This is a genomic window from Chroogloeocystis siderophila 5.2 s.c.1 (assembly GCF_001904655.1).
In the GTDB taxonomy this organism is placed as follows: domain Bacteria; phylum Cyanobacteriota; class Cyanobacteriia; order Cyanobacteriales; family Chroococcidiopsidaceae; genus Chroogloeocystis; species Chroogloeocystis siderophila.
Genome location: NZ_MRCC01000002.1, coordinates 149281 through 170289, shown reverse-complemented (window position 1 = coordinate 170289; position 21009 = coordinate 149281). Strand labels below are relative to the sequence as shown.

Here is a 21009-nt window from a genome sequence, read left to right as displayed (position 1 = left end):
ATAGGGAAAATGTGAGCAAGGAAATTTTAAGTTTGCCTTGCTGACAAGAGAATAGATAAATCTTCAGTAATCTATCTCAGTAAATAACGCTTGTAAGGTATCCAAATCAGGAACGGACTTTCCGTTAACTCGTTTCATCACACCAAAGCCATGATTGTAATCCCACATAGACCAACCAATGTTGTATTTTTCAAGCAGCGATCGCACATCGCGAATCCATGTATTGCGATCGTCTGGAGGAGCAACTCTGCGATAAACACCAAACTCATTACACGTTAAGCGTACTTTATGTTCTTTTGCCCAAGCAGCAGCACTACTAATCAGTTCTTCAAGCTTTTGAGCATTCCACCGTTGTTTACCATATTCTTGTAAACGCTTTCTCGCAGTTTCATTCTTGATTTGTGGCAAAATCGATGCAACTGAAACTGGATTTGAAGGGTAAGGAACACTACGAAAATACCGCAACATATCCCATCCCCAAGTTGCACCTTGGCTAACAAATGGTTTTGGTGTGTAGAAGTGGAAGTTATAGATTACATTAAGATCTTTAATTGGAGATAAAAGTTGTAAAGCTTCGATACCATCCCAATTTCTTCCTACGCGCAGGTTCCCACTAGCAATTAAAGTGTGTAAAGGCGCACCAGAGCGCATTGCTGCTAGTAGTTTGGGTTGAATACCATACCAAACTTTAGGATCTTTGACATCTGGTTCATTAAGTACTTCCAAGAAAACAAGTTCCGGATCTCTTGTACTCAAATGCTGCGCCAACGATTTCCAAAATTTAGCTACATTATTTACAAAGATAACGTCATTATAGAGGCGTTGCTTAAATCGAGCTTGTGGATGAATATCTACAATTACTCCAAGATTTTCTGCCAGAATCATATCCAATGCTCTATCAAAGTCTTTTAAATTATCTTGATTGAGTTTTTCTGCCTGCTTTTCATTAAATAAGACGTTGGGATCTATAGGTACACGCACATGCCTAAATCCCATCTTTTTTATTTGCTGTATATCTTGAACAGAGACACGGGTTTGAAAGTTTTTATGAGTTAAAGGAGCTTGAGCAAACCAATGTGAAAGATTAATACCTTGAGTAAGGCGAGAAAAGCGCTCCTCTTTCACACCTAAGGTAGGTGATGAATTAAGTGTTAATATTCCTACAAATAATAAACCTATAGAAAAAAAAATCCAAAATTTTTTGCTTTTTATACAAGGCGACCAACTTATATTGAGCATAGTATGCCCCCATGCCTAATTATTTCTTAGGTGATTTTAAGGTAATTTGAAGTGAATTTATTTTTATTTAAATAACCATAATATAAAAGCCAAGGCAATGTTAAATTAGTCACAATTTGCCGATCTTCGACACTCATTTTTTCTTTCCATTGTTCATCTATTTTAAGCTGAGTAGCTCCAGCGTTGAACCGATTATTGTTTCCTATTGCTGTGTGATTAGTTGTAAGATTTACTATATTTTTTCCTTTGATAGGTAATTGTGTTACATCCTCCTGAACTAACTGAAGAATCTGTTGTAAAGCTACTTTTGGTCTTTGGATAAAATCTTCATAGTGCAATCTTAGGTAGTGATTTAGAGAGGAACGCCAAAATAACTCTACTGCTGAGTTGCAAGCATTCCAAGTAAGACAACCCTCAACAATACTATGCTCTTCCCAACGATGTTTTTTACGCAGTTTGCGTTTTATACATGAATACTGCACCGCACGAGGATCGCGAACGAGATGAACAATATATAAATCAATTGTCGGCAGCATACTAAGCGTGTAACTATATAAAGGAGATTTGGAAGAATCAACGATAACTTTACTGCCAGTAGTTGACTGAATTGCTTGATATAGTTTCTCAATACTTGACAAATATTTTTTAAACCTTGGTTTTAATACTTGTTTATTTCCAGGAAGCAGCATGAAAGGGAAATGCTTGCGTTTCTCTTGCAACCCTACTATTTCTTGAGCATTAATGTGCTGCATACCTCCAGGATATTTATTAAAAACTTCTTGCCAAAAACTACAGTCATGGAATCTACTTCCACATCCACATCGAAAGTTCTTTATTAAATTTTCCTCCCAAATACAACGTAATTCTCCCGCTGAAAAGAAACTTTCAATTTCTCCTAAGATATTAGCAAGGATAGTACTGCCACTAAATGAATAGCCAGCGATATAAAGTACTTTAATTTTATTGACTTGCATAATGAACACTATATTGTGCAGGAATAACAAATTAAGTTATGGTATTAGCTCAAAGCTTTAAGCAAGGTATCTTAGATTTAGGATCAGTCTGGGTTTATAGCTTAACTAGTTTGTGGAAATTTAAACAATGGATCTAATGCGCTAGCGACCTGGATAATCTTGAAGTATAGGATTTTGAGTAACTTTGATTCGTTGTAAAACCAGCTTTTCTAGCAGGCGATTTAATGGCAACGGTAGGAGCCAGAGTGAATAGGCAGCTATATATGTTAAAAACATACGTTGCGGCTCCTCAATAAGTATGCGCCAGTAAGTTAGCAAGGATTTGTTTAATAATTGCACAGCTACAGCACCTGATTGCATCCGAACTGCTGTACGTGCTGTTATTCTCAGTTGATATGCCTTAGATTTCTTTTCCCATTTAGCAATGATTTCTGGTGCAAGATGGCGCGATCGCGCAAGAACTTCATCCCAAACTTCAACAGTTCGCAAGAAATTAGCAGAAATTCCCCCAGGTTTCACCCGATAGAGAGTAAGCACTTCAGATATGCCTTCAATTTTCCAAGACGTTAAAAGTCCGATCCGCAGTAAAATTTCATTATCTTGCGATGCGCGGTTACGTTCCTCGAAATAACAGTTTTCTAAGGAATTAGCGAAATTGCTTTTAAATTTAATTGCTTCTAGTGTTTCGCGGCGAAATACTGCGGATGATCCATTGCCAAGAGGGTTACTACATAGTAAGTCGGACACCGTAATATTTTTGAGTTTTGGCGTTTGATAGCTCCCTAAAAGTTGCCCAGTTTCATTAATGAATGCTGATCGACTGAAGCTAACTCCAACATCTAAAGAGCTTTCTAAGTGAGCAATGTGCTTAGCAAGCTTTTCTGGTAGCCACAGATCATCGCCGTCAAGAAAAGCTAGATACTCTCCTTGAGCATAACGAATACCAGTATTAAGGGCTTTAGATGGACCTCCATTTTCTTGACTAATAATTTTAACTCGCTTGTCTGTGAACTGCTGGCAAATTTCTTGAGTGCGATCGCGCGAACCATCATCAACAACGATAACTTCAAAATTCTGATAAGTTTGTGTAAAAACAGAAGTTATTGTTTTTTCTATATACTTTTCTACTTGATAAACCGGAATGATTACTGAAATTTTTTTCATTTGCAACTCGCTGTTAAATATCCATTAAGTATTCACCGTCATATATTGCTTGGAAGGAATATGGATAAACTTAAGCTATGAGTAGGTGTTAATGGATTCAAGATTTTTAGCTCGAAGTGTCTTAACTTCCTGTAATATTCTTTCAGAAAGCTTTGGCGAGAATAGCAGTATTAAGCCAATTTTCATGAGTAGTACTTGTGTTTTTTTTGTTAACAATAGTGAAGGCTGTAAAACAATTGCTTGCCGAAGTTTTTGATATGCTTGTTTAGCTCCATTAGTGCCGGAAATGTAATTCAAGCATAAGTGAGCTAAAAACTCATAGATATTGGCTAAACTCTGATTCTTCAGAAATTGTAATTCTGAAGTCGCTAGGCGAAATCCACGTTCATGAACAATCAAAAGATGTTTTTCCATGACTTCAACTTTAGATGACATGGCAGTGGTAGATTGGCGATAAATAATTTGATACTTAGGTACGACAACAAAAGCACAGTGAGCGGCTAAACGTAGCCAATAATCCCAATCTTCGCAAGAGCGTAATGTTGGATCGAAGTATCCTACGGATGCGATCGCCTGTTTGCGTATCATTATATTAGAACCACTCGCAATAAAATTACTCAACAACAATTGAGGTAAAACATTGCCCTGAAAATACAGTTGCTCTCCTTGATGAAAAGCTGTACCTTCTTCGTTTAAATACAGTGTCCAGCTATAAACTGCATCAGCATCTGGATGCTGTTGTAAAACAGCTAATTGCAACTCTAATTTATTAGGCGTCCATAAGTCGTCAGCATCAATAAATGTAATAAATTCCCCTGTTGCATTGGCGATACCTCGATTTCGGGCTACAGGCAATCCACCGTTTTCATAGGACAACACTTTCATGCGTGGTTCGCGTAGGTGGGCTAGTAGCTCTAATGTAGAATCTGTTGAACCGTCGTTAATGACAATCAGTTCAAAATTAAAAAATGTTTGCTTTTGAACCGATTCAACAGTTTTTAGTATAGTTTTTTCGCCATTATAAACAGGAATAATAACGGATAGTTTAGGCATACTTTATACAAAGCAGTTTTTTATTCTAATTAACTATTTAAAAACTTAGCTTGAAATTGACGTTTTTACAAATGATTCTTGCTTAAAGAAATACCATTTATGTGTAATTTTGATTAGTTTTAAAGCTATAGTTTCTGTGGAGTTATAAATAAAATCTGGGAACAGGAAAAGAAAATAGGCTGCTGCCAAAGTGAGGAGTGTTCGGCGTGGTTCCTCGAATAAAATACGCCAGTACGTAGCCACAGAATGATTAATTAGCTTTACTGCTATGGATGGCGATCGCAGGGTGATGGCTCTACGTGCCAAGTAACGCAATTGGTAGGCTTTAGCGGGCTTTTCCCATTGAGAAATTAACTCTGGGGCAAAAGTACGTATTTTTTCAATGGCTTGTTGCCAAGACTTAAACTGTTCTACCCAATTCGCTGACAACCCAGAGGAATTGATTCTATATAACGTTAAAGCTTCTGGAATCCCTTCAAATTGCCAGAAGGTTTGAACTGCAATACGTAGCCAACATTCAACATCCTCTGAACGTCGGCATTGAGGATCAAAATAACAACTTTCTCCTTGATCGCCTTGCTGCTTAAAAAACTTAATTGCTTCAAACACTTGTTTTCGGATGACAGGTGCAGAGCCATTTCCAATCGGGTTACGGCAAAGGATATATGATGGTGTAATTCCTTGTAGCTTCTTAGGAATTTGATAAACACCTAAATACTGCCCTGTTTCATCTATAAAGACAGAGCAGCTAAAGCTTACTCCAACAGAAGGAGAATTCTCTAAATGGCTCACATGTTGTTCTAACTTTTCTGGCAACCATAAATCGTCTCCATCTAAAAAAGCTAGATATTCTCCTTGTGCATGATAAATACCAGTGTTTCTTGCTCCAGCTAAACCCCGATTTTTCTGATGAATAATTTTAATTCTGGAGTCTCTAAACTGTTGACAAATTTTTATACTCTGATCCGGAGATTCATCATCAACGATTAGAAGTTCAAAGTCTGTATAAGTTTGCGCTAGCACTGAAGATACTGTAGCAGCAATAAACTTTTCAACATTATAAACTGGAATGATAACTGATACTTTTGGCATAAAGCTTGCTGGTTTAATAATGTTTCTGAAAAACTAGGTCTATCGCGCACACAAAGATTGTTCTACATAGCACTACTTTTCTCTTGAAAAACAACTAATAATGTTTTCAATATCAGCTTAATGTCATAGAGAATACTCCATTTTTTTTGATAATCTAAATCTAGTTCTAATACGTCATTAAAATCACAGATTTCTGAACGACCATTAGTTTGCCATTGACCAGTGATACCTGGTTTAACATTAAGACGCTGCCACATCTGCACAGTATATTGATCTACTTCGTCACAGGTAGGAGGTCGAGTGCCTACCAAACTCATATCTCCTTTAAGAACATTCCAAAACTGAGGAATTTCATCTAAGCTTGTTCGCCTCAAAAAATTACCAACCCGCGTAATCCTTGGATCACTTTTGCTTTTAAAAAAAGGACCTTTGACTTGATTTTCAACTTGCTTTTTCAAATCTTCAGCATTGACAACCATCGACCGGAATTTCCAGATGCGAAAACGTCTTCCTAGTAAACCACAGCGGGTTTGACTAAAAAAAATAGGACCAGGGCTATCAAGTTTGATCGCGATCGCGATAGGTATGAATAGAGCTAATACTACCCCTAAGCCAACTATTGCTCCTATGATATCTATTGCTCTTTTAAGCCTAGAATTAACTGACAGATGAACCTTTACTAGCGGATTTTTTATCTTTTTGCGCTCAATTAAGGAAATAGCATTACTTTCAGTATCAAAAAATATTGGTTGAATTCCAGCAGCAATTAACGCTGTCTTAATGTGTGAGTCAATACTCCAAATTATTATATTAGTATTTTGGTATTGAGCTTTCTGGAGAATTTGAATTAGTAAGCCTATACCACTACTATCAATAAAGGTGGTTTGGCTACAGTCAAGGATAATATGTTTTGGGGTATGCAGCAAAAGGTGTTGAAACACTTTTTCTAAATTGACAGCACAAGCTAAATTTAAGTTGACAGGTAGCTGAACTAAAGGAACCTTATTCAAAATTGATAAATGCACATCTTTACTTAATAGAGGTGTTTCTAAAACCATAGATATTTCCTTAAAAAGTTTAGTTTAATTCAATCTGAAAAACTCACTATTTGTTTGGCTAAATATAGCTTTTTCATTATTTAAAACGGTCATGCAGACGAGCACAAATAGTTGTAGCTGAAATGAGTGTTACAGGAACTATTCGAGGTAAAGCTAAAAATCTTACTAAATCACCTGGAGACCAAGCAATAGGAACATTGAATTGAGCAAGAGCTTCTGCTAGCTCAATTTGATGATCGTCAATATGTTCTTTAAACTTTTGGCTTCGAGGCACTAAAATATATGGTTTAGCAGTAGCAGATAAGAGAAGAATAGTACCTTCTCCGCAATGTCCTATAATTATACGGGCTTGTTTCGTAAGCGCCTGAAACTGTTCTGGTGCTAGCAAAGGATAACTCTTAACTCCAGTAGGTACAGTAGTAGAACTACCATACTGAACTACAACTTCTTCAGATATAAACCCACGCTTGGTCATGACTTGAATCCATGACATTAAGCGGTTAAAAGGAAATTGTTCAGTACCAACGGTGACAAGAATCATAGTAGTAGATATGAAAGGAGAAATTCCTACTCAAGAACTTATTATTTCTGCTCTTGGATACCGTGCTTGCAATTGTGGCCAATGTACATATAAAGTATCTAGAAATGGTAAAGCTAATCTAGCAGATAAGCTCAATTGCTTTACTCGTGTAATAGACTCGATAAAAACTGTTTGACTACCTAACAGCTTTGCTAAAATCAAAAAAGGTACTGCTACTCCTGCACCTGTAGAAATAACTAAATGTGGTGTCTCCTGAGAAAGAACTTGCCAGGCTAAAAAAACATTGCGTACCAAATTGACTAAATTGCGATTTGTAGGACTCCACGCCCAATACACTGTTTCTGCATCTAGAGTTGCTTTGGTATTCTCACTATAAAACGTCACCCAGATCCGCTGATGATTTCTCCAAAAAGGATATAAGTTTTGCATTGCCTGAAAATGTCCCCCAGTAGAGCAAACGAGTATAACTTTCATTGTTTGCTACCCAGCCAAATTGCTGATGAAATAGGAATGAAATATAAAACTGAATTTATGGTGATGTTACGAGTGCAGTAGATTCACTACAGCTTGCTCAATAAACATAACTCAATTCGTTAGTTTTTATATGTTCTACTAATAATAAATAATTGTCTATACAGAGAAGTTCAGAGGTTGGTTGTTTTTAGATTGCTGAACTTAAGACGTACTTTAAACCACTGAAGAGACAAACATAGATATATATGTGAGAGAACTGCTAGAAATTATTGTGCTATTTAATTCAGTATTGTAAGCTCTCTTATTGAGTTACAATTCGTTTTCCTGGTAGAGTATGTATCAAATAGTTTATTTCTTTTTTATACAAGTGTTAATTGCTAACATTGTCTTGTCATTTCTATCTATCTGTAGATATGTGCCAAATCTTAATTTATACAACTCCCTCAATAGAGCTTCTTATGAAAACAAAGTGAATATATAAATTCACTACTTTATACTATAACTAATACAGCATAAATGCTAAGCGAAACTGATATAGTTATATAATGAAAAAGAAAGTATATTGATGTAGTAAGCTCTTTTATTAAAAAGCTATCATTAAATATTACGAAGCTTTTAATACATTCAATTGCCCAAAATCTTATAGATGTTATCAATGTTATTGCTGTCAGTTTTGACATCTATGCTAACTATATGAGTATCAAGTTTTTATCATTTTAAAGTAAAAATATTAGAAATTGATTAATTTTTATTAAATCTACGGAAAAGTTTTCTAGATAACATGCTTAGAAATGCAGTACAGCTTAATGTAGTACTTATTAGCTTGGCTCGGAAACTATTTTGGAAAAAAATATATGCAAGTCTCAATACAACTATCTACATTATCTAATTAGGGTTCTTTAAGAAAGTAGATTTCTACTTAGTCAGTTTCTTCAAAACATGCGTGTATCTAGTTATCATACTTTACTTTTGTGATGTAGATCACTGACATTAAGAGATAATTAACATAACGGTAGTTTAGATGGTGGTGAGTGAGTTGAATGTAGTAATGGTAGGATTGCATAAATGTCTTCCTTCGAGTTGTTCTTTCCGCCTTGATTTGGATAGAAGTAGTAGATTAGATAAAGCTTACCGATAACTTCAGCTAATCTGACAACGTAGATCTTAACTTTAGGAAAATGGATTCTATAGCACTTCGTAGCTAAGTACCCTGCTTGATTTGTCTGCTAGATGTAAGAACTTTGGCTGTAGTAAACCTATTTTCTACTCAATCTCTCAAGCTCTATGAAACCTCTACCTTTAAAATCAACTCAATTCTCACCTAATAATATCTTGATGATATGTTGTTATTTCATTTCAATAATTCAACTACTTCATTATTGGAATACATCTGTGAGTTAGGCATGATTTCATAGCTAATTAGTTATCTTTTAGGGATAACTCATACCTATTAATAATCAAGCATTACTCTCTGGAATATGTTTGTAATCCTAGTAAAACTAAATAAGTAAGCATTTCTATTTGCGATCGCTGGCTTGCAGCAGCAAGCTGGTTGACTTGGTCAAGGGGTATCTGTTGTTGTAGTAAAGCTAAAGATTGCTCTAACTCTTGAGCCAAAGTGCGGTTATTAATACGAGCATTTTCTCGTAATTGTTGACCAATGGGTGATAGAAGCAGAAAACTTAACAAACCAGATATAAATCCAGACCGAGAATTGCGTTCGCGCTGTGCTTGAATTTGGATAGCTCTTAGTAATTCTTCTGACATGTAAAAGGTAGGGCGACTGGTTGCATCAGGATTGTGTCGTCCGTAACCATTAGTCATAGCTTTATTTTCTGAATATGGGGGATACATTGAGCTTCTTTTTTGTAAACACTTACTTTCTTATGTATCAATTTTTAAAATATGGCTAGTCAATAAAGTTCTGGAAATCCACTTAATAAACTCTGATAATCAAGTACAAAACTTCTAAAGAACAAAATAAAAGGAAGAGTTATGATTAATTGCTTGAGGATTTTGCAGCAATACAACTGCTAAGTTCTGGGAAATGTGAGTTTTTTTATGAATTTAAGCGAAATTACTTACTAATTGTTTCCAAAAGAACAGATTTGCTATATTCTTGTTTACTAAAGTATGATTTAATGCTTTGCAGCTTCCCGTAAAATATCGTCCTTCCGATAGCGGAGAAAATATTCCCTAACACTAAATAATCTAATTTTTATTTAGCATTCTAATTTTACTAAGCCGAAGAAAAAACATTTATTTTTCTTCAGAAAAGGAACAAACTTTAGGCAGATAGAGGTAAAGATGAACTATTCGGAATCTGACTTAGATTTAGATAAAAAAGAAGAATTTAAAGCCGCAGACAATGCTGTTTATGCTGTAAAAGGTAGTTACTTAACAGATATTCAAAAAATTATTCTTAAAGGTGCGTGGCTAGGTTATACCTATGAAGAAATTGCTGACAAAGAAGGATACAGCGATAACTACTTGAAACGCGATGTTGGACCTAGATTATGGAAAATTCTCTCTGATGCTTTAGGGGAAAAAGTTAGTAAAAAGAATTTTCGCACTGCTCTGCAACGAAAACTAGAAGAAGCAAAATCGACACTGCCTCCAACGAAAAAAATTACTGACACTTGCAGGGATTGGGGAGAAGCAGCTGATGTCGCAATCTTCTATGGTCGTACCCAAGAGATGGTTGTATTAGAGCAATGGATTGTCAGCGATCGCTGTCGTGTCGTCACTATTTTAGGCATGGCAGGTATTGGGAAAACAGCCTTATCAGTTAAATTAGCTCAACAGATTCAAAACAACTTTGAGTACGTTATCTGGCGCTCTTTAGACCAAGCTCCGCCAATTAAAGATATTTTGGCAGAACTCATCTACTTTCTTTCACAAAACACAGAGATTGATCTACCAGAAAATATTAGTTTGCGATCGCTACGCCTACTTGATTATCTACGCAAACATCGCTGTCTACTTATTCTAGATGGTTTAGATGCGATTCTACGTCATCGAGATCAGGAACAATTTCACCGAGAATACGAAGGCTACTCGCAGTTGATTCGGTGCATAGGCGAAACAGCGCATCAAAGTTGTTTATTGTTAACTAGCCGCGAGAAGCCAAGAGATTTTTATCTTAAAGAAGGCGAACATCGCTTAAAAAGCTTACAACTAAGTGGCTTAAATCTAGAAGAAGGACAGCAAATTTTAAAAGATAGCCAATTACATGGAACGAGGGAAATCTATGCAAAAATTATGAATATTTATGGTGGTAACCCTCTATTACTAAAGATGGTTGCTCCGATTGTTCAAGATGTTTTTGATCGCGATATTACAGAATTCTTAAAATCAGGGAAAACAGTCTTTAGCAATATTAAAAATCTATTCGATCAAGATTTTGAGTGTCTCTCACAGATGGAGCAAGGTATTATGTACTGGTTAGCAATTAACCGCGAACCAGTGTCATTGCGAGAATTAGCCGAAGATATTCTCCAAGAAGTACACCCGTTAGAATTAGCCGAGGCTTTAGAGTCGCTGCGGCAACGCGCGCTGATTGAAAAAACGTCAGGACTGTTTACGCAGCAACCGGCGATCGCTGAATACGTCACCGACCGTTTTATTAAGCAAATCTGTTTAGAATTGAAAACACAAGAATTAGCGCTTTTCAAAAGTCACGCTTTAGTCAAGGCTTCTGCTAAAGAGTATATTAGAAATGCACAAACACGCTACATCCTGCAACCGATAGTTAATCAGCTTTTTGCTGATATGGGAAGTCGCAAGAGTATTGCTAATCACCTCAACAAAATTATCAAGAACTTGCAACGATCCCCACTGCAACCTGGTTATGCCAGTGGTAATATTTTGAATCTCCTTCGCCATATGCAGGTCGATCTTAAAGGCTATGACTTTTCACACCTCAAAATCTGGCAAGCGCGTCTTGATGGCGATTTACATCAGGTGAACTTGGCATCATCAGATTTAGATAAATCAGTCTTTTTGGCGAATTTTGGTAGTATTGTAGCGATCGCATATAGTTCTAATGGACAATTCTTGAGTGCAGTCAATACAAGTGGGGCAACATATATCTGGCACGTTCCGCAAATGAAGCTACGGCACCTGAGTAAAGGATACAATTCTTGGTTGCGCATCGCAACTTTGAGTCCAGATGGACAAACGCTCGTTTGTGCTAGCGATTGCATAGTCAAGCTAGGTGATGTCAATACTGGTCAATGCATTAAATCTTTGCACGGACATCGTCATCCCGTTGGCACAGTTGCGGTGAGTTCGGATAGTCAAATGCTTGCAAGTGCAAGTTGTGATGGCACCATTAAATTATGGTCTACTGATACTGGCGAATCGATTACCACTTGGCGCGGAGGAACAAGCCATATAACCTCCTTGGCGTTTAGTCCTAACGGTGAAATTCTCGTTAGTGGTAGCAACACTGGCACAATCGAGTTATGGTCGATTAGCTCACAAAGACGTCTGGCAACATTACACCAGCATACCAGCGCGATTTTGACAGTGGCGTTTAGTCCGGATAGTCAAACTTTAGCGAGTGGTAGTAGCGATCGCACCATTAAACTTTGGTCGGTGAGTACGGGTGAATGTCTTAAGACATTAGACGAACATACTAGTGAAGTTCAAGCGGTGGCATTTAGCCCAGACGGTCAAACATTAGCAAGTGGTAGTAGCGATCGCACCATTAAACTTTGGTCACTCAGCACCGGCGAATTGACAACACTCAAAGGACACACAGGGCAAATCCGCGCAGTTACGTTCAATCCTGATGGTCAAACGCTGGCTAGTAGTAGTAATGACCAAGCGATCAAAATCTGGGAACTTAGTACTGGTGAATGCATTAAAACGCTACGCGCATATGCAAATTGGGCTGTATCGCTTGCTTTTAGTGCTGATGGGTTAATCGCGAGTGGTAACAACGATGCATCTGTAAGGTTGTGGAATCCTCACGATGGCGAAATCCGAACAGTGCAAGGTCATACTGGGCGAGTACAATCGGTTGCTTTTAGCCCAGACTGTCAAACATTAGCGAGTGCGAGTAACGACCAAACACTAAAACTTTGGTCAGTGAGTACAGGTGAATGTCTGACAACCTTATATGGACATCAAAACCAAGTGCGATCGGTAGCATTTCATCCCGATAATTCGACAATTATTAGTGGTAGTGATGATTGCACTGTAAAGTTGTGGGATGCTACAACCGGCGAATGCTTGAGTACAATGCACCATCCTAGCCAGGTACGTACCGTTGCGCTAAGTTCCGATGGTCAAGTGATCATCAGTGGTAGCAAAGATCGAACTATAAGACTTTGGCACGTTTCTACTAAACAGTGCTACCAAACCTTATGCGAACACACCAGTGATATCAAGGTTGTTGTCTTAAGTCCTGATAATCAAAGCTTAGCAAGCGGTAGTGATGATGGAATCGTCAAAGTTTGGGATGTTCATACAGGTCAATGTTTGCAGTCGTTCCAAGTAGATACTAGTACGATTTGGACAATTGCGTTTAGTCCCGATGGTCAGATACTAGCAACGAATGGTGATCATCATAGTGTGAAACTATGGGATGTCAAAACCGGTGAATGTCTAAACGCGTTACAAGGACATAAAAGTTGGGTGCGTGCGATCGCTTTTAGTTCTGATGGTTTAATCGCAAGTAGTAGCCAAGATGAAACAATCAAGCTTTGGCACGTCAACACCGGAGAATGCCAGAAAACGTTAAGAACTGCTAGACCTTACGAAGATATGAACATTACTGATATTGAAGGTTTAACCGATGCTCAAAAAGCAGCTTTAAAAGCGTTGGGAGCAGTCGAGCGATCGTAGCCCGCTATCCAATCAAACGGACATAAAACATCAACAGCAATAAGGGTTTGGAACAACCAAGCCCTTATTAAACGTTTTTGATTGATGAATGATGCTTAAGATAGAACATGAATAGATTAGTAACTTTTCTACTAACTATTAACTAATAGCAACAATACTGATAGTCTGTAGATTCAATCTAAAGATATGCTTCTCAGCAAGCGACCATCGCCCTCACCATAAATTCCTTTCCTAAGGTTAGGTACAATATACTACATATCAATCCTATAACTCAAGTTTAAGATAGCGAGAAGCCCCCCAAAATTGGAGAGGCTTGGCAAAAGTTGAAACACGTAGCGCTGAGATGGCAGAGGTTGAGGAGCAAAAGCAGGTTTTTGGAGTTGATATTAGAGATATGTGTCCACAGTAGAAAATGAGTTAGAGGATAAGAATACACTAGTTAAAATTACCTTGCTTGCGATGATTGTAGTGAAGGTAGATAATTATCTACCCGTGAAAAAACTTTTTGTTTAATATATTTCATTAAACCCATTCTATAAGAAACTACATCTTCATCTGCTGCTTGTAATCTTTCTGCTCCAAATTGCAGAACTCGCTTTGCTCTATTATCCCAAGTGAAGTTTTGCACCTCTTGAAAAGCACACTCAGCAATAGCATTAGCTAGCACAGGATTTTCAAATAATGCCAATATAGCTTCTTTAAAGGAAATAGGATTATCTGGCTCTGCCAAAAGAGCATTCTGTTTATCTCTTGCTACTGTCATGATTGTTGGTAAGGCTGAAGCTACAATTGGTCTTCGAGAAACCATGTAATCAAAGAGCTTAAGCGGACAAGTAGCTCCCGCTAAATTCCAGTACTTACTTGTAGGCAGAATTAGGACATCTGCTGCATATAAATAGGAAGCTAACTTCGTCTGATTGACGTGACCAACGAGTATTATATTGCTTAAACCAATCTTTTTGTAATCTGCTTGTACTCTTTGAATATCATCAGCCCAACCGCCCACAAGTACAAATTTATAATCTGGTAGAAGACGGGCAGTTTCTAAAATTGTTGGAATCCCTTTATATTCATACAAATGTCCTGAGTACAGAACTATTTTATGTTTTTGGCAGATAGATAGTTTCTTTCGGGCTAGTTGTTTATCTTGATATGGTAGAAAATTTTTCAGATCAACTGCATTAGGTGCAACTAGTATTTTACTTCTTAGAAATCCATGCTGAATATAGTTTTCAGCTAACTGAGGCAAGGTCGTCACAATACCAAGCAATTTTTTGTTATTTAAAAGTGCTTGATAAAAAGAAGTAGTTCCTTCAGGTATTGGTTCGTGCCATTCCCATAAAACAGGTACGCCAATTTTTAACAAAAGCGCAGCGATAGTAGGAGTACGAGTATACACAACCGATGGAGACTTCAAACAAGCATATAAAATTGCTAGCTTGTAGAAAATTTCATTTTCATAATTATAAGGAAATGGATACTTAATTTTGAAGTGCATTGGTAAGCGTACAAGCTTAAATTTATGATGCAATCCATACCATGTTTGAAAATCTGAATTCATTCCTTGAATAGCTGACAAAATATCTCCAGAAGTCACCAATTCAAAATCTTCAATATTTTGCGAAAAGGCTTGTGCCATTTTAGCTACTTGTATTGTATGAGCCATTTTTGATGGCAAATTGCCTTTTGACAGATAAACCAAACTTGATAAACTTTTCATTTGCTTCATCTACAAAATAGTTAACACTAACTTGAATACCTACTTAATATTCTATGAAAAGTCGATTTTATGCAATTATAGAAAAGTTCAGGTGTATCAAACTAAGTTCTATGTAAAATAGTTTTGTCATCTACTATTCCTGAATAAACCCAACTTTTTATATGTAGACAAATGTTGATTAAAGTCAGAGAATAGAAGAAACGGAATAAAACCTAAAAAATTACTTTTACAATACACAAAGAATTTTATGCATTTTGCATACGTGTATTTTCCTATATTTTAGGCATGATTAAATATGTTTGTTTTTACCCTCATTTAAGATTATCGTAAGATGTAAAACTTGTAGTTATAGAGAGGTGAGGAAGTGTTAATATTTCAACCAAAAGATATCAAGCGAAAAATCGTAGGCGATCGCTTTCGAGCCTTGCCTGGAATGGTTAACTATCCCTTACGTCAATGGATGTTTTCTTTTGCTACAACAAACCTTGGTTTACAGACAATTTCAAAAGAAAAAATAATAGAAAAAAGTAGTAAATACAACGTTATTAGGTTTGGCGTAGGAGAAACAATCGTAGCTAGAGAACCAGTTGAAGGTTCAGATATTTTACCAAAGCTAATGACGAATCACATTGGTAAATTTACATTACAAAAGCCATTTATATCTGAATTTACAGAAGCCACGCTTGTTGGCTCTACAGCTGTGGGCTTTAACAAAAGTGGTCATGTTATTTCAGAAACAGTTTCTCCAAATCGCTTGAGTAAAACTTTACCCATCAATACTATACTTTCAAGAAAATTAATTCGTCACAAAATTCCTCAAATAGATACAGCTAGTTCTTTAGTCAATATTTACAACCGCAACTATTTTCATTGGATAGTAGATTGTTTACTTAGACTTGAAGGAATTGAATATTACCATGCACAAACAGGAAGAAAACCACTTTTAATTATTGATTCAAATCCTCCAGCTTGGAAGATAGAGTCCCTGAAACTTTTGGGATACAAGCCTGAAGATTATATCTACTGGAATGGATTTGGTATCAACATCAAAAGACTAGTAGTATCTTCTTTCCGTAGAGAGAAAAGCCTTATATCACCAGTAGCGTGTCACTGGCTACGTCAGCGCGTACTCAGCAATCTTCCTAAATCACAGGATAAAAAGTCTTACTCTTCAAGAATATATATATCACGCCCAAAAAGTGCAGGTCGTCAAGTTATTAACGAAGAGGAAGTTTTAACGGCTCTAACTCCGCTCGGCTTTGTGTCATACACTTTAGAGAATATGAGCTTTACTGACCAGGTAGCCCTCTTTTCACAGGCAGAAATAGTAGTCGCTGCTCATGGTGCTGGTCTGACAAATATAGTATTTGCGCAGAAATTAATCGTTATCGAACTTTTCGGTTCAATGGTTGCTCCTTTTTATTTCTTATTAACGCAAGCATTAGGTTTTCAGTATGGATGTTTGCTATCAGAACCAGAGATAAACAATCAGTATAGTGAAAAGTTTAAAGGATTAGTAGTCAAGATTGATAAATTACAGCATCTGGTAGTTCAAATGATGAAAGAACATTCTAGTAAATAATAAAAAAATACTAAATAGTTCCAACACATTTTGATAAACAAAATAAACTACTGATTTTCAGCAGAATGTAACAATCTAGCTTTGAAAACAGTAGGTACGTACTCATATTTAATTTGCTTTTGTACATTGACAAAAATAAATTACTCAGTTTATCCCTAAAATAGGAGAGCTAGAATGACAGCACATATTACTCAAAAAAAATTAGAAGATACAACTAGCGGATTACACTCATCAAACAAATATTCTTACGATTCAAGTTTGAGGCTAATAGATGAAGTATTGGTTTGCCCACTTGACAAAGGTGAACTCATACTACAGCCTCAAGGATTAATTTGTAAAGTTTGCAACACAAAATATTATCAAGCTGAAGTTGATTCAAAGCCTAATAACCTAGATTTTCGTTGTCTTAGTCATAAATCTCAAGTTAGCATTGAGTTTCAGATACCACAACCTTTTTTGAGCGAACAACAAATTAAAAACCTTGGTTATGCAACAAGAGTAGAATACAAATGCATATCGCGTGAGGAGATTAGAGATAAATATCAAACAAAATTGCAGAAAGAGATATTATATTATATTGCTCAAATTAGAAGTGAATTGGGGTCAAATATAAAAGCTTTAGATCTTGGATGTGGCTCTGGTGGTAATAGAAGTTATCTTAACTCTGTAGGAATTGAAAATGTAATCTCAGTAGATTACTCATCGCCTGAAGCAGATATTTTAGTTGATGCACACCGTCTTCCTTTTAAAGATTCTAGTTTTGATTTCATTTTGACGACAGCTACTATAGAGCATTTTTATAATCCATTTATTGCTTTTGCTGAAATTAGCCGCGTTTTAAAGCCTGGTGGGGCTTTAATTGCTTCAGGTAGTTTTTGGGAGAGTTGGCACGATCAGTCTTGTTTTCACTTTACACCAAATGGGTTTTTCATACTCTGCAATTCAGCAGGACTTACATTAGAAGATTTATGGTCTGGCTGGGGATTTATCCCAAGTATATCTTCGCATGCTCTAAATTTAAGAAAATTTAAAAAATATACTTATAAGCTACAAGATTTATTTGATGCATTCTTACGCCTACGTTGGGGTAATAACTTTGCTTTTAAACACCGTTTAAAAACTAGTGGTTCATTTGGTATTTATGCAAGAAAGAATGATTACTCTGTATAAGTCAAAATATCAAAGTTTTAAACAAAATATTTGAGTCACTGATTAACGATAGTTATCAAAAAAAGTTTGGCTCGATTATTCGGAGAGAATTTTGAAAATAATCTACATTTCAGAAGGTAACTTACCCTCGCAAGAAGCAAACTCTATACAAGTTGCCAAAATGGCTCAAGCTTTTGCTCAAAAGGTTGAAGACTTTGAACTCATTACCTTAGGTGACTTATGGTCACTTGTGCAAAACAATAAGTTTGATTTTCAGAATTGGTACGGATTAACAAAAGAATATAAAATTACGCAACTACCTTTACTTTGTAGAAATAGTTATCCATTTCCCCGAAAATATCGCAACAAGTTTCGCAGTCAGCATTTCTCGCGTTGGGCAGCATTCTATGCTGCCATGAAATCTCCTGATTTAATTTATACTAGGTCAAAGCAAGCAGCAAAAAATGCACTAAGTTTAGGCTTGAATGTTTTATACGAATGGCATCTGCCTGTAAAAGATGACTTTTTCCCAAAACAAACCTTTACGAAACGCAATTTTCTAGGAATTGTGACTATCTCTCAACAATTAGCAAGCGAATATGTTACAGCAGGGCTTCCTCTGGAAAAAGTAATAGTTGAGCATGATGGTGTTGATTTAACACATTTTCTTCCTTATCAATTAAAAGAAGAAGCTCGGCAAAAATTACAACTTTCTTTAAGTATACCAATAGTAGTCTATGCAGGTCATTTGTATGACTTTAAAGGAATACCAACGATTTATCAGGTTGCGCGGTTGATGCCAAACTGTTTATTTCTATTATTAGGAGGCTGGCAACATGATATTGAACAAGCCCGAAAAGTATGTCAACGCGGTCGCCTTTTTAATGTAAAAATTATTGGACACGTACCTCAAACTCAACTCCCGACTTATCTATATGCCAGTGATGTTTTGATCTTGCCAAATAGTGGCAAGCATGTTTGGTCGATGACAACTTCACCACTCAAGTTGTTTGAATATATGGCAACACATAGACCTATCGTTGCTTCTGCCCTACCAAATATTACAACTGTTCTACAACATAAGAAAAATGCCCTCTTAGCTGAACCCGATTGTCCTCAATCATTTAAGCAAGCCATAGAAGAATTACTCACTAATCCTCAAATGAGCAAATCCCTTGCACAACAAGCCTTTCAAGATGTTCAATACTATACCTGGGAACAGCGTGCTGAACGTATTCTTCAGTTTTTCACAAAGAAACTATAAGAAAATTATTACTCTACCTAGCCGAATTTTTATCCTTAAGTTTTGAGTAAGCTAGGTTTTAAATCTGGTCAATGTAAATTAAAACAAAATTAAGGAATTAATATATGCTTCAAAAAATATCGACAAATTCTCATAGTTATGCTAATAACATTTCCAAGAAGATATCTCGGAAAGGCATTTACAGCTTTTTAGAAAATGAGTTCGATCAAATTCAAGCAAAAGAAAAAGTTTTGAATATTGGTGCAGGAGGAGATATAGGGTTGTTATTAAAAAAATATGCCCATAAAAATGATTTTCAAATAGTTTCTTTTGATATCGACGAGCGAACTAAACCCGATATTGTAGGAGATATATGTACTCACAATTTTAATTGTAAGGATTTTTTTGATTTTATTGTTGTTTGTGAAGTTCTTGAACATGTTAGTGCACCTCACTTAGCTATTGAACAAATTTACACTTTATTAAAACAAAATGGTAAATTGATTTTGACAGTTCCTTTTATTTTTCCTATTCATTGTCGTCCTTACGATTATTACAGATTTACAAAGTATGGGTTGAAAATACTATTAAAGAATTTTAGGAATTTAAATATTGTTGAAAGAAATTCATGGGCAGATGCTATTCATGTATTGATTATAAGATTGGTTAAAGAGAAGAAAAAATCTACTAAAATAATTGCACCATTTTTAATTATTTTTTCTTATCTTTTTATTCCTCTTAATTTGTTGTTATCCAAACTTATTTCTTCAGACTTTATAACAACAGGCTACTTGGTAACTGCTAAAAAATAATTAAGATAAACATTTATGAGCATAGATAATTTAATTAACTGTCCTTTCTTTATTGTTTTTGAACCAAGATCTGGCTCTACTTTGCTGGCAAATTTGCTAGTTAAATTTGCCAACATAGCTTTGCCCCCAGAAAGTAATTTCATTAAAGTTGTTTTAACAAACTATTCTAAAGAGCTAATAGAAAACGAGCAAGATTTACAGACAATAATTAAGGTCTTATATAAAGATGCAAAGTTTAATGATTGGCAAATTCATGCCGAGGAAATAATTCAATTTATTCAACCCAGTTTACCAGTTAGTGTAAAAGATTTCATTTTATCTATATGTACAGTTTACAAAGAAAAGAACTTTTCAAAAGCCAAACTATTTGGATTAAAGCATATTTACTATTTATCAGAATTTGAGAAAATGAAATCAATGTTTCCAAACTCTAAATTTATTGGAATTATCCGAGATGGAAGAGGAGTTTTTAACTCGCAAAAAAATAGTATATACTCAGCTACTGGCAAACCATTTGAAACAGATCCTTATACAGGAGCAAAGCGCTGGTGTACAACTATGAGTCTACTAAAAAAACTTAGCAATAAATATCCAAAAGATACAACCACCATATACTATGAAGAATTAGTTAATTCTCCAGAGGAAACCGTTAGATTACTATGTAATTTTTTAGGTGTTATTTATCAAGGAAATCTAGAGGTAAACAAAAAATATGTAGTTCCTGAACGATATGGCAATTTACATAGCAATATTGATCAAGAAGCAATAACTGATCGCATAGATGGATGGAAAAAATCTTTGTCAAAGAGCGAAATTTATACGTTTGAATCTGTTGCCTATAAATATTTAACTTCAGCGGGTTATAAATTAATAAACAATTATTTTCTTCTTAGAACGAAGCACATTAAAGAAGTTTGTCAACGCTCATTTAAATACATATTAAACACGTAAATTGCAAATCTGATTTATTGCATTTAATTTTGATATCTTAGTAGAGTAATCTCATAATCTATATTCCAACGCACTCGTCGCCATGATTGTGTAGATATTCTGCT

The 21009-nt window shown here is 35.8% G+C and carries 16 protein-coding genes; 6 read left to right on the top strand and 10 right to left on the bottom strand.

Features of this window, described 5'->3' with window-relative positions:
• Window positions 1-63: 63 nt before the first annotated feature.
• The 9 genes from NIES1031_RS02625 to NIES1031_RS02585 form a co-directional block, all read right to left on the bottom strand.
• Window positions 64-1239 carry a glycoside hydrolase family 5 protein gene (locus NIES1031_RS02625; protein ID WP_084544239.1) on the bottom strand — a complete coding sequence of 392 codons (1176 nt, stop codon included), beginning with the start codon at window positions 1237-1239 and terminating at the stop codon, window positions 64-66.
• 26 nt (window positions 1240-1265) lie between these two features.
• Window positions 1266-2213 (bottom strand): sulfotransferase, encoded by a 948-nt coding sequence (locus NIES1031_RS02620; RefSeq protein ID WP_073547966.1) that lies wholly within the window; start codon window positions 2211-2213, stop codon window positions 1266-1268.
• 141 nt (window positions 2214-2354) lie between these two features.
• On the bottom strand, window positions 2355-3377 hold the full coding sequence (locus NIES1031_RS02615; protein ID WP_073547965.1) for a glycosyltransferase family 2 protein: 1023 nt from the start codon (window positions 3375-3377) through the stop codon (window positions 2355-2357).
• Window positions 3378-3452: 75 nt separating this feature from the next.
• Window positions 3453-4430 carry a glycosyltransferase family 2 protein gene (locus NIES1031_RS02610; protein ID WP_073547964.1) on the bottom strand — a complete coding sequence of 326 codons (978 nt, stop codon included), beginning with the start codon at window positions 4428-4430 and terminating at the stop codon, window positions 3453-3455.
• A 45-nt stretch (window positions 4431-4475) separates the two neighbouring features.
• On the bottom strand, window positions 4476-5522 hold the full coding sequence (locus tag NIES1031_RS02605; protein ID WP_073547963.1) for a glycosyltransferase family 2 protein: 1047 nt from the start codon (window positions 5520-5522) through the stop codon (window positions 4476-4478).
• A 62-nt stretch (window positions 5523-5584) separates the two neighbouring features.
• Window positions 5585-6580, bottom strand: coding sequence for a sugar transferase (locus NIES1031_RS02600; protein ID WP_073547962.1), 996 nt, complete (start codon window positions 6578-6580; stop codon window positions 5585-5587).
• A gap of 76 nt (window positions 6581-6656) precedes the next feature.
• A complete protein-coding gene (locus tag NIES1031_RS02595; protein WP_073547961.1) occupies window positions 6657-7121 on the bottom strand; it encodes a glycosyltransferase in 465 nt (154 codons plus the stop codon).
• A 30-nt stretch (window positions 7122-7151) separates the two neighbouring features.
• Complete coding sequence (gene pssD / locus NIES1031_RS02590) at window positions 7152-7595, bottom strand: PssD/Cps14F family polysaccharide biosynthesis glycosyltransferase (protein ID WP_073547960.1); 444 nt, start codon at window positions 7593-7595, stop codon at window positions 7152-7154.
• 1464 nt (window positions 7596-9059) lie between these two features.
• Window positions 9060-9419 (bottom strand): hypothetical protein, encoded by a 360-nt coding sequence (locus tag NIES1031_RS02585; protein WP_236738695.1) that lies wholly within the window; start codon window positions 9417-9419, stop codon window positions 9060-9062.
• A 483-nt stretch (window positions 9420-9902) separates the two neighbouring features.
• On the opposite strand from NIES1031_RS02585, the gene NIES1031_RS02580 reads away from it, so the two are divergent.
• Window positions 9903-13448, top strand: coding sequence for a helix-turn-helix domain-containing protein (locus NIES1031_RS02580; RefSeq protein ID WP_073547958.1), 3546 nt, complete (start codon window positions 9903-9905; stop codon window positions 13446-13448).
• A 445-nt stretch (window positions 13449-13893) separates the two neighbouring features.
• On the opposite strand, the gene NIES1031_RS02575 is transcribed toward NIES1031_RS02580, so the two are convergent.
• Window positions 13894-15168, bottom strand: a complete 1275-nt coding sequence (locus NIES1031_RS02575) for a glycosyltransferase (RefSeq protein WP_073548112.1) — start codon at window positions 15166-15168, stop codon at window positions 13894-13896.
• A gap of 364 nt (window positions 15169-15532) precedes the next feature.
• On the opposite strand from NIES1031_RS02575, the gene NIES1031_RS02570 reads away from it, so the two are divergent.
• From NIES1031_RS02570 to NIES1031_RS02550, 5 genes are all read left to right on the top strand, one after another.
• Window positions 15533-16750 (top strand): glycosyltransferase family 61 protein, encoded by a 1218-nt coding sequence (locus NIES1031_RS02570; protein WP_073547957.1) that lies wholly within the window; start codon window positions 15533-15535, stop codon window positions 16748-16750.
• A 174-nt stretch (window positions 16751-16924) separates the two neighbouring features.
• Complete coding sequence (locus NIES1031_RS02565; protein WP_073547956.1) at window positions 16925-17920, top strand: methyltransferase domain-containing protein; 996 nt, start codon at window positions 16925-16927, stop codon at window positions 17918-17920.
• Between the two features lie 91 nt (window positions 17921-18011).
• Window positions 18012-19163 carry a glycosyltransferase gene (locus tag NIES1031_RS02560; protein WP_073547955.1) on the top strand — a complete coding sequence of 384 codons (1152 nt, stop codon included), beginning with the start codon at window positions 18012-18014 and terminating at the stop codon, window positions 19161-19163.
• Between the two features lie 104 nt (window positions 19164-19267).
• On the top strand, window positions 19268-19954 hold the full coding sequence (locus NIES1031_RS02555; protein ID WP_073547954.1) for a class I SAM-dependent methyltransferase: 687 nt from the start codon (window positions 19268-19270) through the stop codon (window positions 19952-19954).
• A gap of 15 nt (window positions 19955-19969) precedes the next feature.
• Window positions 19970-20905 carry a sulfotransferase family protein gene (locus NIES1031_RS02550; protein WP_073547953.1) on the top strand — a complete coding sequence of 312 codons (936 nt, stop codon included), beginning with the start codon at window positions 19970-19972 and terminating at the stop codon, window positions 20903-20905.
• Window positions 20906-21009: the final 104 nt, after the last annotated feature.